Annotated in this window: 11 protein-coding genes and 2 tRNA genes; 9 read left to right on the forward strand and 4 right to left on the reverse strand. The window is 63.8% G+C overall.

Going from position 1 to position 16,173, the window contains the following annotated elements; genetic code table 11:
• The first annotated feature begins 48 nt into the window (after nt 1–48).
• The 3 genes from DJFAAGMI_RS14120 (at nt 49) to DJFAAGMI_RS14130 (ending at nt 4,199) form a co-directional block, all read left to right on the forward strand.
• Complete coding sequence (locus tag DJFAAGMI_RS14120; RefSeq protein ID WP_211457618.1) at nt 49–1,005, forward strand: homoserine kinase; 957 nt, start codon at nt 49–51, stop codon at nt 1,003–1,005.
• A 121-nt stretch (nt 1,006–1,126) separates the two neighbouring features.
• Nucleotides 1,127–1,945 (forward strand): BPSS1780 family membrane protein, encoded by an 819-nt coding sequence (locus DJFAAGMI_RS14125; RefSeq protein ID WP_043006433.1) that lies wholly within the window; start codon nt 1,127–1,129, stop codon nt 1,943–1,945.
• A 247-nt stretch (nt 1,946–2,192) separates the two neighbouring features.
• Nucleotides 2,193–4,199, forward strand: coding sequence for a PhoX family protein (locus tag DJFAAGMI_RS14130; protein ID WP_003058179.1), 2,007 nt, complete (start codon nt 2,193–2,195; stop codon nt 4,197–4,199).
• 82 nt (nt 4,200–4,281) lie between these two features.
• On the opposite strand, the gene DJFAAGMI_RS14135 is transcribed toward DJFAAGMI_RS14130, so the two are convergent.
• From DJFAAGMI_RS14135 to DJFAAGMI_RS14150, 4 genes are all read right to left on the reverse strand, one after another.
• Nucleotides 4,282–6,765: a UvrD-helicase domain-containing protein gene (locus tag DJFAAGMI_RS14135; protein WP_211457619.1), complete on the reverse strand. Its 2,484-nt coding sequence runs from the start codon at nt 6,763–6,765 to the stop codon at nt 4,282–4,284.
• Nucleotides 6,766–6,946: 181 nt separating this feature from the next.
• Complete coding sequence (locus DJFAAGMI_RS14140; RefSeq protein ID WP_283245771.1) at nt 6,947–8,527, reverse strand: DHA2 family efflux MFS transporter permease subunit; 1,581 nt, start codon at nt 8,525–8,527, stop codon at nt 6,947–6,949.
• A gap of 7 nt (nt 8,528–8,534) precedes the next feature.
• On the reverse strand, nt 8,535–9,707 hold the full coding sequence (locus tag DJFAAGMI_RS14145; protein ID WP_211457620.1) for an HlyD family secretion protein: 1,173 nt from the start codon (nt 9,705–9,707) through the stop codon (nt 8,535–8,537).
• Between the two features lie 124 nt (nt 9,708–9,831).
• Nucleotides 9,832–11,328 (reverse strand): efflux transporter outer membrane subunit, encoded by a 1,497-nt coding sequence (locus DJFAAGMI_RS14150; RefSeq protein WP_211457621.1) that lies wholly within the window; start codon nt 11,326–11,328, stop codon nt 9,832–9,834.
• A gap of 106 nt (nt 11,329–11,434) precedes the next feature.
• Here DJFAAGMI_RS14150 and DJFAAGMI_RS14155 point away from each other — a divergent pair, with 106 nt between their 5' ends.
• The 6 genes from DJFAAGMI_RS14155 (at nt 11,435) to DJFAAGMI_RS14180 (ending at nt 16,025) form a co-directional block, all read left to right on the forward strand.
• Nucleotides 11,435–12,067: a TetR/AcrR family transcriptional regulator gene (locus tag DJFAAGMI_RS14155; protein WP_211457622.1), complete on the forward strand. Its 633-nt coding sequence runs from the start codon at nt 11,435–11,437 to the stop codon at nt 12,065–12,067.
• Nucleotides 12,068–12,280: 213 nt separating this feature from the next.
• Complete coding sequence (locus tag DJFAAGMI_RS14160; protein WP_043006439.1) at nt 12,281–13,258, forward strand: GMP reductase; 978 nt, start codon at nt 12,281–12,283, stop codon at nt 13,256–13,258.
• A gap of 217 nt (nt 13,259–13,475) precedes the next feature.
• A complete protein-coding gene (locus DJFAAGMI_RS14165) occupies nt 13,476–14,354 on the forward strand; it encodes an NAD(P)-dependent oxidoreductase (protein ID WP_211457623.1) in 879 nt (292 codons plus the stop codon).
• Between the two features lie 79 nt (nt 14,355–14,433).
• Nucleotides 14,434–14,509: transfer RNA gene (locus DJFAAGMI_RS14170), tRNA-Lys, on the forward strand.
• A 49-nt stretch (nt 14,510–14,558) separates the two neighbouring features.
• Nucleotides 14,559–14,634, forward strand: a tRNA-Lys gene (locus tag DJFAAGMI_RS14175).
• A gap of 158 nt (nt 14,635–14,792) precedes the next feature.
• Nucleotides 14,793–16,025 carry a multidrug effflux MFS transporter gene (locus tag DJFAAGMI_RS14180; protein WP_211457624.1) on the forward strand — a complete coding sequence of 411 codons (1,233 nt, stop codon included), beginning with the start codon at nt 14,793–14,795 and terminating at the stop codon, nt 16,023–16,025.
• Nucleotides 16,026–16,173: the final 148 nt, after the last annotated feature.

Here is a 16,173-nt window from a genome sequence, read left to right on the forward strand (position 1 = left end):
CCTTCTCCCTGCTAGTTCGGTCGGTCGCCCCAGACCGGCGTATTCACCATGGCTGTTTTCACCGAAGTTTCCGATAAAGATGCGCGCGACCTGCTGCGCCGCATGTCCCTAGGCTCGTTCAAGGAATTGCGCGGCATTCAAGGCGGCATCGAAAACACCAACTACTTTCTGACGACCGACCAGGGTGAGTGGGTGCTGACACTGTTCGAACGCCTGAGCGCCGAGCAGCTGCCGTTCTATCTGTACCTGATGAAGCATCTGGCACGGGCCGGCATTCCCGTGCCGGACCCGCAAAGCGAGACACGCAGCGGCGACATTCTGCTCAAGGTCTGCGGCAAGCCTGCGTCCATCGTCAACCGCCTGGCCGGCAAGAGCCAGCTGGCCCCGGCTGCCGTGCACTGCGCGGCCGTGGGCGACATGCTGGCGCGCATGCATCTGGTCGGTCAGGACTACGACCGCCAGCAGCCCAATCTGCGCGGCCTGCCCTGGTGGAATGAAACCGTGCCCGTGGTCCTGCCGCATCTGGGCGAGGAAACTGCCGCCATGTTGCGCGCCGAGCTGGCCTATCAGAACCATGTCGCGGCCTCGGCCAGCTATGCGGCCCTGCCGCGCGGCCCCGTCCATGCCGATCTGTTCCGTGACAACGTGATGTTCGACGGCGACCGGCTCACCGGTTTCTTCGACTTCTATTTCGCGGGCGTGGACACCTGGCTCTTCGATCTGGCGGTCTGCCTCAACGATTGGTGTATCGATCACGCAACAGGTGCCCATGATGCCGAGCGCGCCAAGGCCATGCTTGCGGCCTACCAGGCCGTGCGCCCGCTGGCCGCAGCCGAGCGCGAACTGCTCAACGCCCAGCTGCGTGCCGGCGCCCTGCGTTTCTGGATCTCCCGCCTCTGGGACTTCCATCTGCCGCGTGAGGCCGCCCTGCTGCAGCCCCACGACCCCACCCACTTCGAGCGCGTGCTGAGCCAGCGCATCGCCCATCCGTTGACGCTGGACTGAGCGCCAGCCCGGCGCCAAGAAGTTGGGTGCCCCGGGGCTTTTGATGGCCCCGCCCAGCCGTCTCGGGTACAGTGCAAGAGCGACTTTTGCACGCTCTCGCAAAAGTATTTCAGCCTCTTCCATGAAACTTCAAATCGTTCCACCCGGCACCGGTCTGCAATGGGTGCTGCAGGGCCTGCGCACTTTCAGAAGCCAGCCCCTGGCCCTGGCCGCCCTGTTCTTTCTGGGCATGGCCAGCATGTCGCTGATCTCGGCCCTGCCGCTGATCGGCCCTGTCATCGCGCTGGCACTGCTGCCCTGCATCTCGCTGAGCATGATGGTCGCAGCCTCCGAAGCCGCCCACGGCCGCAAGCCCACACCGGCGCTGCTGCTGGTGTCCTTTCGCTCCGGCAGCCAGCATCTGCACTCCATGCTGATCCTGGGCGGCCTCTATGCCGCCGGCTTTCTGCTCATCATCGGTGCCTCCAGCCTGGTCGATGGCGGCACGTTTGCCAGCGTCTACCTGGGCCAGACCCCCATGACCCGCGAGCTCGCCGAGGAGCCCGAGTTCCAGTCCGCCATGTGGCTGAGCATGTTTCTCTACCTGCCGCTGTCACTGGCCTTCTGGCATGCACCGGCGCTGATTCACTGGCATGGCATCAGCCCCGTCAAGTCGCTGTTCTTCAGCTTTGTCGGCTGCATTCGCAATATCGGTGCCTATCTGGTGTTCGGTGTCTGCTGGATCGGCGTGTTCATCGTCTCCGGCATGGCCCTGGCCATCGTCACCGGCATTCTGGCCATGCTCATCGGCAGCATTGCCGGGGGTCTGATGGTGGCAACAGCGCTGATGCTGGCTGCCATCTTTTTTACCTCCATCGTGTTTACCTTCCGTGACAGCTTCAGCCCTCCCGACGCCGAGCAGACGCTGATCGACAGCGCACCGCCCGCGCCGGATCTGTAAGCGCCAGCGGCAGACCTCAGCAGCCCCGCCCTCCCAGGTCGGGGCTTTTTTTATGGGCCGCACGCCGGCCCGCGCCCGGCAGCAGCGCAAACCATCATTCATGCCGATGTCATCAAGCAGCCACGCCGCTGTCATATTCGTTTCCTAGGATTCGCAGGACTGACCAGGGCATGCATCTCATGTCCTGGCATTCATCCAATTCAGCGCGGCCCCAAGTCTGCGCTTCACCCCACACTGCGAAACTCTCATGGCACAAAATCTGCTCAGCCGTCGTAAGGCCCTGCAACTCTTTTCCGGCGCTCCCCTGCTCCCCCTGGGTTCGGTCGTGTCCGCATCCAGCCTGCTGGCCGCATGTGGTGGTGGCGATGACGACACCCCGACAACGCCTACGACGCCTCCCGTCACCAAGAACTATGTCTCGGCCAGCTTCACTGCCATGGCTGCGCCTTCGCTGACCACGCCCGCCAATATGGCCACCATGTATGTGGCCTCCCAGCTCAAGGTCGCATTCGACGACAAGAGCGAGCAGGTCTACGACCTGGGCTACCAGCCCTTCTTCGTGACCGGCGACATGGTCTCCGACGGCAAGGGCGGCCAGCTGCTGGCCGGCGGCTACTACGACATCTACAACAACAAGATCATCGACAAGACCGTCTCCGGCAAGGAGCGCCACTTCTTCTCCGACTCGCCCGACGGCACCTCGCTGCTGACCGTGCCCAATGCCAAGGTCGACGGCGTCAAGGGCCAGCCCGTGTTTGCCGTGGTGCAGTTCGAATACACCACCTGGGCCCAGGACGGCACGACCGATATGTACGGCAAGCTGCCATCGCCCATTGCCGTGCTGACGCTGGACCAGGACCAGACCACAGGCAAGCTGAGCCTGGTCAAGTACCACAATGTGGACACCTCCAAGGTCCACGGCCTGTGGATCACCTGCGGCGCCAGCCTGTCGCCCTGGGGCACCCATCTGTCCTCGGAAGAGTACGAACCCGATGCCTTCAGCATCGCCAGCAACACCATGTTCCAGGCCTATAGCCAGAACCTGTACGGCGACTCCAGCAAGGCCAACCCCTACCACTACGGCCACATGCCCGAAGTGATCGTCAATGTCGACGGCACGGCCACCATCAAGAAGCACTTCTGCATGGGCCGCATCTCGCACGAGCTGGTGCAGGTCATGCCCGACCAGCGCACCGCGCTCATGGGTGACGACGCCACCAACAGCGGCTACTTCGTCTTCGTCGCCGACAAGGAAAAAGACCTGTCCTCGGGCACGCTGTACGCCGCCAAGGTCGGTGCGGGCTTCTCCATCGACCCTGCCGCCAAGAGCGCCGCGCCGCTGACCTGGATCAAGCTGGGCTCGGCCACCAGCGCCGAGATCGAAAACCTGGCCAACACGCTCAAGCCCACGGACATCATGACCGTGTCCAAGACCGACCCCAGCGACTCCAGCTACACCAAGATCGTGGCCAACGGCAAGACCGAGTGGATCAAGATCAACGCCGGCATGGACAAGGCCGCCGCCTTCCTCGAAACCCATCGCTATGCCGCCTTCAAGGGTGCCAGCCTGGGCTTCACCAAGATGGAAGGCACGACTGTCAACGCCAAGGACAAGATCGCCTACTCCGCACTGCAGAACGTGCAGTCCTCCATGGTGGCCGGCAATGCCGCCAACGTGGCAGGCAACGGCGTCTCGGTGCCCAAGCAGCTGGTGGCCGGCGTCGTGATGGCGCTGAACCTCAAGGGCGGCCAGAAGGACACGACCGGCACCGCCATCAACAGCGAATGGATGCCCGTGGACACGGCTGCCCTGCTGGCCGGCGAGGATCTGCTGGACACCGACGGCAAGACCCTCAAGGGCGACGCCCTGGGCAACACCGCCAACCCCAACAAGATCGCCAACCCCGACAACCTCAAGTTCTCGGAAAAAATGCGCACCCTGTTCATCGGCGAGGACAGCAGCCAGCACGTCAACAACTTCATGTGGGCCTACAACGTGGACACCAAGCAGCTGTCGCGCGTGCTGTCCGTGCCCGCCGGCGGCGAATCCACGGGCCTGCATGCCGTGGACGAAATCAACGGCTGGACCTACATCATGAGCAACTTCCAGCACGCCGGTGACTGGGGCGGCATCCATGCCAACGTCAAGACCCAGCTGGATCCGCTGATCAAGGCCAACTACAAGGACAAGTTCGGCTCCGCCGTGGGCTACATCACGGCCTCGCCCGCCCAGATGAAGCTCAGCGCCAAGTAAGCGCCGCCCCCGGGCCTCGACAAAAAAGCCGCGCCTTGCAAAAGGCCGCGGCTTTTTTCATGGGCCAGGGACCTCGGGCAACTCAGTCCACGATTGTCAGCTTGGCAATCGCCAGCGCCAGCCACTTGGTGCCATGGCGGCCGAAGCTGACCTGGGCGCGCGCATCGTCACCCGAGCCTTCCACCGCCAGCACCTTGCCTTCGCCGAACTTGTTGTGAAACACCGCGATACCGGCCTTGATGCCGTGCGCGGGCTCGGCCTTTTGCTGCGGCACGGGCGGGCTGGCAAAGACTTCGGTCTGCTTGCCGCCCCAGCCCGAGCCGGAGCCGAACTGGCCTGCGCCCCTGGAGCCCCAGGCGCCGCCAGCGCCCGAGGAAGGGGCGAAGCTGCCAAAGCCGCTCTGCCTGGGCGTGATCCACTTGAGCGCTTCCTCAGGCAGCTCGTCAAAGAAGCGACTCTTGACGTTGTAGCGCGTCTGACCATGCAGCATGCGCGTCTGCGAATGGCTCAGATACAGACGCTTGCGCGCACGCGTGATGGCCACATAGGCCAGGCGCCGCTCCTCCTCCAGACCGCCACGATCCATCATGGCGTTCTCGTGCGGGAACAGGCCTTCCTCCACACCGCCTATGAACACGGCATCGAACTCCAGGCCCTTGGAGGCATGCACGGTCATCAGCTGCACGGCATCCTGGCCGGCCTGGGCCTGGTTGTCGCCGGCTTCCAGCGCCGCATGCACCAGAAAGGCCTGCAGCGGCGACAGCGTCTCGCCGGTATCGGCATTGACCATGGAGGCTGCCGTACCGGCCGGCGCCCTGAGCGCCTCGTCCAGCAGCGGCTGATTCGGATCCAGCCCCTGGCTGACGGGCGACTGGCTCAGCTGCGGCGCATTCTGCTGTTCGTCCAACGGCATGGCCACGGCATCGCGGCCAAAGCCTTCCTGGGTCACAAAGCTTTCGGCAGCCGTGACCAGTTCCTGCAAGTTCTCGATGCGGTCCGCACCTTCCTTCTCGTTGCGGTAATGCTCGATCAGGCCGCTTTGCTCTTCCACGGTCTCGATGATTTCACGCAGCGTGCGCCCTTGCGTCTGCTCACGCAGCACATCGATCTGTGCCACAAAGCCCTGCAGCTTGGTGCCGGCCGCGCCACCCACGGCGGTGACGGCGTCGCTCAGCGAAGTGCCGCTGCTGCGCGCCGTGTCCTGCAGGACTTCGATCGTGCGCGCGCCGATCCCGCGTGCGGGGAAATTCACCACGCGCAGGAAACTGGTGTCGTCGTGCGGATTCTCCAGCAGGCGCAGATAGGCCAGGGCGTGCTTGATTTCGGCGCGCTCGAAAAAGCGCAGACCGCCGTACACACGGTAGGGAATTTTGGAATTGAACAGCGCCGACTCGATCACCCGGCTTTGCGCATTGCTGCGGTAGAGCACGGCAATTTCCTGGCGCGTGAAGCCATCGTTTCTGACCAGCTGCTTGATCTCGTCGACCATCCACGCAGCCTCGGCCAGATCGCTGGGCGCTTCGTAGATGCGCACCGGCTCGCCCGGGCCCTGGCTGGTGCGCAGGTTCTTGCCAAGGCGGTTGCTGTTGTGGCTGATGAGCGCGTTGGCGCAGTCGAGGATGTTGCTGTAGCTGCGGTAGTTCTGCTCCAGCTTGATCTGGTTTTTGACGTCGAACTCGCGGATGAAGTCCGCCATATTGCCCACGCGCGCTCCGCGAAAGGCATAGATGCTCTGGTCGTCGTCACCCACGGCAATCACGCTGGCAGCCGACTCGTAGCGCCCGCCCACATCGTCGCCCGCCAGTTGCTTGAGCCACTGGTACTGCAGCTTGTTGGTGTCCTGGAACTCGTCCACCAGGATGTGCTGAAAGCGGCGCTGATAGTGGTGGCGCAGATGGGCATCCTCACGCAGCAGCTCGTAGCTGCGCAGCATCAGCTCGCCAAAATCGACCACGCCTTCGCGCTGGCATTGCTCTTCGTAGAGCTGGTACAGCTCCACTTTCTTGCGAGTGTCGGGGTCGGTAGCCACCACATCGCCAGGGCGCATGCCCTCTTCCTTGCAGCCCGCAATGAAGTACATCAGCTGCTTGGGCGGAAAGCGCTCGTCATCCACATTGAACTGTTTGCACAGGCGCTTGATGGCCGAGAGCTGGTCCTGCGTATCCAGAATCTGGAACGCCTGCGGCAGCTTGGCCGCCTGATAGTGGGCGCGCAGCAGTCGGTTGCACAAGCCGTGGAACGTGCCGATCCACATGCCGCGCACGTTGTAGGGCAGCATGGCCGACAGACGCGTGAGCATCTCCTTGGCGGCCTTGTTGGTGAAGGTCACGGCCATGATGGAGCCGGGCGTGGCCTGCCCGGTCTGCAGCAGCCAGGCGATGCGCGTGGTCAGCACACGCGTCTTGCCCGAGCCGGCACCCGCCAGAATCAGCGCATGGCCCGCAGGCAGGGTCACCGCGGCCAGCTGCTCATCGTTGAGGCCGGTCAGCAGGGGCGAGTGAGAGGCGGGATTGGCGCCGGAATTTGCACCGTCTGGCGCGGAGTCAAGCAGGTCGATCGGGAACATAGCCCCCATTGTAGAAATGCTGGCGACTCCCTTCGACTTGCTGCTGCATTCGTGGCTTCATGCTCCTGAAAGAAAAGCTGCCTGCGCTTGATAAATATGGTTTTCAGATACTTCCATATCTGAAACGCACAAATATCAAGCGCAAGCAGCTATCAATTCATTCAAGCCACGGCACTCACACTCAGTGTCCGCCCGCACCGGGCTCTACCGTGCGGCTCGGCCTCGGTGCCAGCCAGATCGCGCAGGCCGCGAGCACAAAGCCGCCCGCGATGATGAACATGATCTGATTGGTGGCCAGCATCACGCTCTGGCTGGTGATGAGCTGATCGAGCGCCGACAGCGCCGCATCGGCACTCATGCCCGACTGCTGCAGTCCGTGCAGCACCTCGCCGCTGGCATCGCTCAAACCCACCAGATCCGCATGCTTGCGCGTCGTGCCGTTCTCCCAGGCCGTGTTGACCACGGAGACCGCGGCCGCGCCCGAGAGGGTGCGCAGAAAGTTCATCAGGCCGGCGGCGTTGTCCATCTCCCGCGGCTCCACGCTGGCCAGCGCCAGCCCGGTGGTCGGTATGAAGAAGAACGGCAGACCCAGCCCCATGAACATCAGCGGCAGGGCGATGTCCCAATAGCCCATGTCCGTAGTCGCAAACGCGCGCCAGCAGGTGATCACCCCCATCCAGAACACGCCGCCAAAGATCAGCCGGCGCGGGTCCACCCGGGCCGCCAGCCCGGCAGCGGCCGGCGCCACGAACAGCGCGAACAGCCCCGTCCAGGCCGTGACCAGACCCGCCAGCGTGGCCGTGTAGCCCATGAAGCTCTGCAGCCACAGCGGCGTGAGCACATTGACGGCGAAGAAGGCCGCAAACGCCAGACTGATGGTCAGCACGGCCATGGAAAAGCCGCGGTGCCTGAAGACGCGCAAATCCACGATCGGGTGCTCGGCATGCAGCTCCCAGATCATGAAGGCCGCAAAGCCCACCACGGCCACCGCAGCCAGCGCCACGATCATGGGCGAGGCAAACCAGTCCAGGTTCTTGCCTTCATCCAGCATCAGCTGCAGCGAGCCCACCCAGACGATGAGCAGAATCAGGCCCACGATGTCTATCGGGTTCTTGAGCAGCGGCTGCTCGTAGCGCCTGACCAGATGCCAGACCGCAAACGCGCAGACCAGGGCCACCGGGATGTTGATCAGAAAGATCCAGTGCCAGGTGTACTCGTCGCAGATCCAGCCGCCCACGATGGGGCCCAGCACGGGCGCGATCAGCGTGGTCATGGACCACAGGCCGATGGCCGCAGGCGCCATGCGCGGCGGAAAGATGCGCAGCAGCAGCGACTGGGACAGCGGCATCAGCGGGCCGCCGGCCAGACCCTGCAAGATGCGCGCAAACACCAGCATGCCCAGCGAATTGGCCAGGCCGCACAGCAGCGATGCCAGACCGAACAAACCCATGGCAGTGGCAAACACGCGCACCGCGCCGAAGCGCGCCGCCAGCCAGCCGGTCAGCGGCACGGTGATGGCTTCGGCCACCGCATAGCTGGTGATGACCCAGGTGCCCTGGCTGGTGGTCGCGCCCAGATTGCCGGCGATGCTGGGCACGGAGACATTGGCCACCGTCATATCCAGCACGGCCATGAAATTGGCCGCTGCCAGCACCAGGGCCGCCAGCCACAGCGTGCCTCCCGTCAGCGGCACCATGCCGGCGGCCATGGGCACGGCAGGCGCGCCGGCCGCTGCGGCCGCACTTGCGTTGTGATCGCTCATGAGGCACTCACTGCGCGGCCGTGGTCGCCACGCCGGCTGCGTCGGCAGGGCCGCTGCGGGTGTCCACCGTCACCTGCATGGACAGGCCCACGCGCAGCGGGTTCCTGTCCAGCTCGGCGGCATCCAGCTGAATGCGCACGGGCAGGCGCTGCACCACCTTGATCCAGTTGCCCGTGGCGTTCTGCGCGGGAATGGCCGCAAACGCCGAGCCGGAGCCGCCGCTGAAGCCCACCACAGTGCCGCTGTACTTCACATCGCTGCCGTACAGATCGGACTGCAGCTGCACGCGCTGGCCCACGCGCACCTTGCCCAGCTGGCCCTCTTTGAAGTTGGCATCCACATAGATCCGCTGCACCGGCACCACCGTCATCAAGGGCGCACCGGCCTGCACGCGCTGCCCGATCTGCACGCTGCGCTTGGCCACCACGCCATCGACGGGAGCGCGCACCGTGCTGCGATCCAGATCGACCTGAGCCTGATCGCGACGCGCCTGCGCCAGTTGCACCTCGGGATTGCTCTCTGCATCCGCGCCCTCGATCAAGGTGGCGTTGACCTGCTTGGCGCCAATGGCGGCTTCGCGGTTGGCCCTGGCCTGTGCCTGCGCGGCCACGGCCGATGCGAGCTGCGCCTTGGCTGCGGCAAAAGCGTTCTGCGCCTGCGTCAGCTCCTCGCCCGAGACCGAACCGCTCTTGGCCAGGGCCTGGCGGCGCTGCAAATCGATGGTGGCACGCTCCATATCGGCCTCGGCCGCCAGCAGCTGCGCGGCCGCGCGCTTTTCATCGGCCTCGCGGGCCGTCACCTGGGCCTTGAGGCCGCCATCATTGGCCACATAGCCCTTGACGCGGCGCATGGCGCGGGCCAGCTCGGCCTCGGCCTGGGCCAGTGCCAGCCTGGCGTCCGTGGGATCGATGCGCACCAGCACATCGCCTTGCTTCACGGCCTGGGTGTCCCTGACCAACACCTCCAGCACCGTGCCGCCTATGGACGGTGTGACCTGTGCCACCTCGGCCGCCGCATAGGCGTTGTCGGTGGAGACGAAGTGGGAAGCATGCAGCCACCAGTAAGCGCCGGCGGCCGCACCGGCAAGCAACACCACGCCTGCCAGCCCGGCCAGCAGCCGGTTGCGGCGCTGTTCGCGCACGGCAGGATTCGCGCTCACGGAAGAAGCGTTTTCAGTCATACAAAACCTCGGAAATATTCATGGGAGTCACGCAAACAGGACTGCAATCACGGCCTGCCTGCTGAGGCAGTCGTCTTGCCCGACCCTGTTTTGCGCAAGTCGTGATTCAGTTCTGGAAAGTGGCTCAGGCCTCTGGCACGGTCGCATCGGGGGCGCCGGCGGACTCGCTCCAGCCGCCGCCCAGTGCGCGGTGCAGACCGATATCGAGCGTCAGGGCACGCGACTGCACGTCGACCAGCTGGCGCACGCTGGCAAGCAGCTGGTCTTCCGCCGACAGCACATCGAGATAGCGCGCCAACCCGCCCTCATAGCGGTTGCGCGCCACACGATGCGCCTCGGTCGCGGCCGTCACGGCCTGCTGCATGGCCGTCAGCTGCTGCTGCAACGCCCGCTGGCTGACGGCGTTGTCCGCCACCTCCTGCAAGGCCCGGTTCAGCGTGCTGCGGTACTGGGCCACGGCCTCGTCATAACGGGCACGCGCTGCCCCCAGTTGCGAGCGCAAGCGGCCGCCATTGAAGATCGGCAGGCTGACGGCCGGGCCCACGCTGGCGATGCCGGAGCCGCTTCGGGTCAGCATGTCCAGGCCCAGCGACTGCACGCCGACAAAGGCGCTGAGATTCACATCGGGATAGAACTCGGCCTGCTGCGACGCCACGCGCGACTCCAGCGCCTGTGCCTGCAAACGGGCGGCCACCACATCGGGGCGACGGCCCAGCAGATGCGCCGGCAACTGCTCGGGCAAGGCCCATTGCTGCTGCCACGGTGATTGCAGGCGCCCGGCATCGAGCACGATGGCTGCACCACGATCGGGAGCAGCTCCCATCAGCGCAGCAATGCTGTTGCGCTGCAAGGCGACCTGTTCCTGCATCTGTGCCAGTTCGGCCTGCGCAGCGGCCAGACGCGCCCTGGCGCTGTACACGCTGCCCTGGTTTTCGAGCCCGTTGGCATAGCGCTGCTCAAACAACTCGGCCGTGGTCCGGCGCACCTGCACCGATTGCTCCAGCGTCTGCGTATTGGCAGCCAGGCGCAGCAGTTGTGCGTAGGCCAGGGCCACATTGCTGGACAGCAAGAGACGCGCCTGGGCTGCATCGGCCTCGCGCGCTGCCAGCTCGCCGGCAGCAGCGGCCACTGCGGCACGCTGCCTGCCCCACAGATCCAGCGACCAGCTCAGGTCCAGCGTGGCGCGACCATAGTCATTCATGCCGCGCGGCGCGAAGGCCTCTGGCGTCAGATGGTTGTAGCTGAGCTTGTCCTCGCTGACCGAGGCGCGGGCGGAAAGCTGCGGCGCAGAAGCCGCTTCGCTCACACCCAGCATGGCCCTGGCCTGCTGCACGCGGGCTGCGGCGGCCGCCATATCGGGAGCGCCCTCCAGAGCCTGGGCGATCAGCTGATCGAGCTGTGTATCGCCATAGCGCTGCCACCATTGCTCGGTGGGCCAGTCCATGGGCGGGGCATGGTTTGCAGCCTGCAGAGTCTCGGGCACGGGCTGCGCCAATACGGCCTTGCCCTCCCATTCGGGAACCTGGGCGCAGGCTGCCAGTAGCGCAGGCAAGCCCAGAACCCACCAGCCATGGCGCCCACGCCGAGTCCTCTGCGGCGCGGCGGCTATGCATTGAGTCATGAAATACTTTAATAATGAACTGTACGGTACAGTATATATTTTCAGGATTCGAGATCGCAAGCGCTACACTGAAAGACATCACAACCGCCCCAGGACATTTCGCCCCATGCGCACCAAAACGGAAGAAAAGCGACAAGCCATCATTGACGTTGCAGCGGCCACCTTTGGCGAACTGGGCTTCGAGCGCACTTCCATGTCCGAGATCTGCACGCGGCTGGGCGGCTCCAAGGCCACGCTCTACAACTACTTTCCGTCCAAGGAAGCGCTGTTTCTGGAGGTGATGTTCCAGGCCTCCGAAGCCGACTTCCAGAACACCATGCTGGCGCTGCAGGCCAGCAATGACGATGCGGCGCAGACGCTGCGCAACTTTGGCCAGCGTTTCCTGGGCCTGCTGTACTCGCCGGAGGTGATGGCCGTGCGCCGCCTGCTGGTCTGCGAAGGCGGGCGCGCCAATATCGGCCAGCGCTGCTGGGACATGGGACCGGCGCGCGGCAATGCCGCCATCAATGCCTTCTTGCAGCAGGGCATCGAGCTCCGCCTGCTGCGCAACGCAGACACCGAGGTCATGCGCCATCACCTGCTGGCGTTGCTGGAGGCCGAGTTGCTGCCGCGCTTCATGTTCCAGCACCTGCCCGCCCCTTCTGCGCAGGAGATTGCCCTGTGCACCGAGCGCGCTGTGGATGCCTTCATGAGGGTCTATGGCACACCCGCTAAGACGCAGGACAAGGCACCCCTATAAGAAAATCCTTATAACCCTCATAACGATGTCGGAACATACGATTTGCGTCGACGCCGTATAGAATCAATCACCGGGCCCAAGTTTTTTGAGGTCCGGTTTTTTTTGCCTGCTGCATGCCGGCACTGCCGAAAACCGGGCTCCAAGCCAAGCGCCTATCCTTGAAAATTGAGGTGGGTGAGATTCCCGCCGTGACCTTTTCCGGAGCTTGGAACCATGGAAATCTTCGACTACGACAACATTCTTCTGCTGCCCCGCATGTGCCGCGTGGAAAGCCGTTCGGAATGTGACACCAGCGTCATGCTGGGCAACCGCAGCTTCAAGCTGCCTGTGGTGCCCGCCAACATGAAGACGGTGGTGGACGAGAAGATCTGCACTTATCTGGCACAAAACGGTTTCTTCTATGTGATGCACCGTTTTGACATCGACAACGTGGCCTTCACCAAGGACATGCAGTCCAAGGGACTGTTTGCCTCGATCTCTCTGGGCGTCAAGCAGCCCGACTACGAAACGGTGGACCGTTTCGTGGCCGACGGCATCTGCCCCGAATACATCACCATCGACATTGCCCACGGCCATGCCGAGAGCGTGAAGAACATGATTGCCTACATCAAGGCCAAGATCCCTGCGGCCTTTGTGATTGCCGGCAACGTCGCCACGCCCGAAGCCGTGATCGACCTCGAAAACTGGGGTGCGGACGCCACCAAGGTCGGCGTGGGCCCCGGCAAGGTTTGCATCACCAAGCTCAAGACCGGCTTCGGCACGGGCGGCTGGCAGCTGTCGGCGCTCAAGTGGTGCGCCCGCGTGGCGACCAAGCCCATCATTGCCGACGGCGGCATCCGCAGCCACGGCGACATTGCCAAGAGCATCCGTTTCGGTGCCACCATGGTGATGATCGGCTCCCTGTTCGCGGGCCATGAAGAGTCGCCCGGCAAGACCGTGGAAGTGGACGGCCAGCTGTTCAAGGAATACTACGGCTCGGCCTCCGACTTCAACAAGGGCGAGTACAAGCATGTGGAAGGCAAGCGCATTCTGGAGCCCGTCAAGGGCCCGCTGATGAACACGCTGGTCGAGATGCAGCAGGACGTGCAGTCCTCCATCAGCTACGCAGGCGGCACCAAGCTCATGGACATCCGCAAGGTCAACTACGTCATCCTCGGCGGCGACAACGCCGGCGAGCATCTGCTGATGTAGGCCGTCAGGCGCGACTCACCAGCGCGAAGGTGAACCTCCAAAAAAAAGCATCAAGGGCAGCTCAGGCTGCCCTTGTTGTTGGTGGCCTTGCATTTTCCGCATCCCCCACGCACAACTGATCTGTGGTCATGACCGCGATTGCGGGCTGTGTAAGGGCTTAGCATGTCGTCATTCACAAGAACGTGCTGACGTTCCATAACTCCAGGGAAACAACGCCATGAACACACTGAAGATCGCCGTTCTGGGCACGGGCATGATGGGCCTGCCCATGGCCCGCCGCCTGGCCCAGGCCGGCCATAAGGTCCACGCCTGGAACCGCACCCGCGCCAAGGCCGAGCCGCTGGCTGCCGATGGCGTGAGCATCCACGACAGCGCGGCAGATGCCGTGCGCGGCGTGGACTTTGCCGTGAGCCTGCTGGAGAGCGGCGCCATCGTCGGCGAAGTGCTGTTCGACCTGGGCGTGGCCGAAGCCATGCCCAAGGGCTCGCTGTTCATCGACATGGCCTCCATCCAGCCACGCGAGGCGCGTGAACATGCCGGCAAGCTTGCCGCGCTGGGCCTGCGCCATCTGGATGCACCCGTCTCGGGCGGCACGCTGGGCGCAGAAGCCGGCACCCTGGCCATCATGGCCGGCGGCGATGCTGCGGATTTCGAACAAGCCCTGCCCGTCTTTGCGGCGCTGGGCCGTGCCACCCATGTGGGCCCGCATGGCGCAGGCCAGCTGGCGAAACTGGCCAACCAGATGATCGTGGGCATCACCATCGGTGCCGTGGCCGAAGCCCTGCTGCTGGCCGAACGCGGCGGCGCCGACCCGGCCAAGGTGCGTGAAGCCATCTCCGGCGGCTTTGCCGACAGCCGCATCCTGCAAGTGCATGGCGAACGCATGGTCAAGCACGACTTTGCGCCGCGCGGGCGCATGACGGTACAGCTCAAGGACATGCGCAACGCCACCGCCACGGCCGAGGAAATCGGCTTTGACGCACCCATCACCGGACTGCTGGAGCAGCTCTATGCCGAGGGCGTGAAAAACGGCCTGGGCGACCTGGACCAGGCGGGCCTGTTCGTGGAATTGCAACGCCGCAACGCACTGGATTAAAAAAACCCGCGGGTTTTCCTGCAAGCCCTCCAGAATTAGCGCATAATTGCGGTCTCGCTTGCAGCGCAGGCGTTGTGTGGGGCTCTTAGCTCAGNTGGTAGAGCAGCGGACTCTTAATCCGTTGGTCGAGTGTTCGAATCACTCAGGGCCCACCAAATTTNTTCNGTCTGATTCTTCAGATTGATCCTCCGGATTTACTCCGGCGGGCTCTTAGCTCAGTTGGTAGAGCAGCGGACTCTTAATCCGTTGGTCGAGTGTTCGAATCACTCAGGGCCCACCAAAATTCAAAAGCCAAAGTTCTCAGGAACTTTGGCTTTTTTCTTGGCCGCGCCCGAGCGCCGCCGAATCTGCAAAAGCATGGGCGCCGACATCAGAGCCGCGCCATATCAGGCATCATGCAGACATCCCCGGGCAGTATTTGCCCACCCAAGACTCACTATGCAAAACGACCTCTCCACGTTCTGGCGCGGACCGCGTTGGACTCTGGCCATGCTGCTTGCCATCCTCGGCATGCTGGGCCCGTTCTCGGTTGACACCTATATTCCCGCCTTCTCGGGCATTGCCAAGGCATTGGGCGCAACCCCCGTAGAAATGCAGCAGACCCTGTCTGCCTACCTGCTGGGTTTTGCCTTCATGAACCTGTTTCATGGCGCCCTGGCCGACAGCTTCGGACGCCGCCCCGTCATCCTCTGGGGATTGGTGATGTTCACCATCGCCTCGGCCGGCTGCGCGCTGTCGCAGAACATCACCCAGCTGGTGATCTTCCGCACGCTGCAGGGCCTGTCCACCGGTGCCGGCATCGTAGTCTCGCGCGCCATCGTGCGCGACATCTTTCCGCCGACCCAGGCCCAGGGCGTGATGGCGCAGATCACCATCTTCTTCGGCGTTGCGCCGGCACTGGCCCCGGTGATCGGCGGCTGGCTGTTCGTGCACCTGAGCTGGCAGGCCGTGTTCTGGTTCCTGACCATCGTGGGCGTGCTGCTCTGGCTCATCAACGTCAAGTTTCTGCCCGAATCGCTGCCGCCGCAAAAACGCCAGCCCTTCCAGTTCAGACCGCTGATGCAGGGCTATGGCATCTTGCTCACCGATCCGCGCTTTCTGCTGCTGGCCCTGGCCAGCGGCATTCCGTTCAACGGCATGTTTCTCTATCTGCTGTCGGCCCCGGCTTTTCTGGGCGATATCCTGCAGCTCGAGCCCACGCAGTTCTTCTGGTTCTTCATCGCCACCATCGGCGGCATCATGGCCGGCAGCTGGACCAGCGGCCGCCTGGCCGGACGCATTCCGCCCAAGCGCCAGATCCGCCACGGCTTTCTGGTGATGTGCGTGACCTCCATCATCAATCTGGTGGCCAATCTGATCTGGCCTGCCCATGTGAGCTGGGCCTTGATTCCCATCAGCCTGTTCGCCTACGGCTGGGCGCTGATGGTGCCCGTGGTGACGCTGCTGGTGCTGGACATCCACCCTGCGCGACGCGGCCTGGCCTCTTCGCTGCAAGCCGTGGTGGGCTCGGTGGCCAACGGCTTTGTGGCCGGTGTGATTGCGCCGCTGGTCATGCATTCGGCCGCACTGCTGGCCACGGGCTCGATTCTGATGATGCTGATCGGCCTGATCGCCTGGATCTATCTGCACCACCACTGGCCGGACATCGGCCGCCATGCCTCCGAACATTAAATAGAGGAGCAGCTACCGCACGTCATTCATAGACTTCAGATTGAAAAGTATCTGAAATCCTTGAATGACATGCGCTAGCAGCTCACTTTTCAAGAACAATCCCAGTCCTGTACGGGCAACAAAAAGCCGGCTTCAAGAGCCGGCTTTT

This window comes from Comamonas brasiliensis (genome assembly GCF_018292285.1).
Lineage (GTDB): Bacteria > Pseudomonadota > Gammaproteobacteria > Burkholderiales > Burkholderiaceae_C > Comamonas > Comamonas brasiliensis.

What these genes read in the sequence shown, in the direction of transcription:
- DJFAAGMI_RS14130 (WP_003058179.1), top strand. Translation starts at nt 2,193, where the DNA reads ATGGCACAAAATCTGCTCAGCCGTCGTAAGGCCCTGCAACTCTTTTCC.
- DJFAAGMI_RS14125 (WP_043006433.1), top strand. Translation starts at nt 1,127, where the DNA reads ATGAAACTTCAAATCGTTCCACCCGGCACCGGTCTGCAATGGGTGCTG.
- DJFAAGMI_RS14160 (WP_043006439.1), top strand. Translation starts at nt 12,281, where the DNA reads ATGGAAATCTTCGACTACGACAACATTCTTCTGCTGCCCCGCATGTGC.
- DJFAAGMI_RS14145 (WP_211457620.1), bottom strand. Translation starts at nt 9,707, where the DNA reads ATGACTGAAAACGCTTCTTCCGTGAGCGCGAATCCTGCCGTGCGCGAA.
- DJFAAGMI_RS14150 (WP_211457621.1), bottom strand. Translation starts at nt 11,328, where the DNA reads ATGACTCAATGCATAGCCGCCGCGCCGCAGAGGACTCGGCGTGGGCGC.
- DJFAAGMI_RS14165 (WP_211457623.1), top strand. Translation starts at nt 13,476, where the DNA reads ATGAACACACTGAAGATCGCCGTTCTGGGCACGGGCATGATGGGCCTG.
- DJFAAGMI_RS14140 (WP_283245771.1), bottom strand. Translation starts at nt 8,527, where the DNA reads ATGAGCGATCACAACGCAAGTGCGGCCGCAGCGGCCGGCGCGCCTGCC.
- DJFAAGMI_RS14120 (WP_211457618.1), top strand. Translation starts at nt 49, where the DNA reads ATGGCTGTTTTCACCGAAGTTTCCGATAAAGATGCGCGCGACCTGCTG.
- DJFAAGMI_RS14135 (WP_211457619.1), bottom strand. Translation starts at nt 6,765, where the DNA reads ATGTTCCCGATCGACCTGCTTGACTCCGCGCCAGACGGTGCAAATTCC.
- DJFAAGMI_RS14180 (WP_211457624.1), top strand. Translation starts at nt 14,793, where the DNA reads ATGCAAAACGACCTCTCCACGTTCTGGCGCGGACCGCGTTGGACTCTG.
- DJFAAGMI_RS14155 (WP_211457622.1), top strand. Translation starts at nt 11,435, where the DNA reads ATGCGCACCAAAACGGAAGAAAAGCGACAAGCCATCATTGACGTTGCA.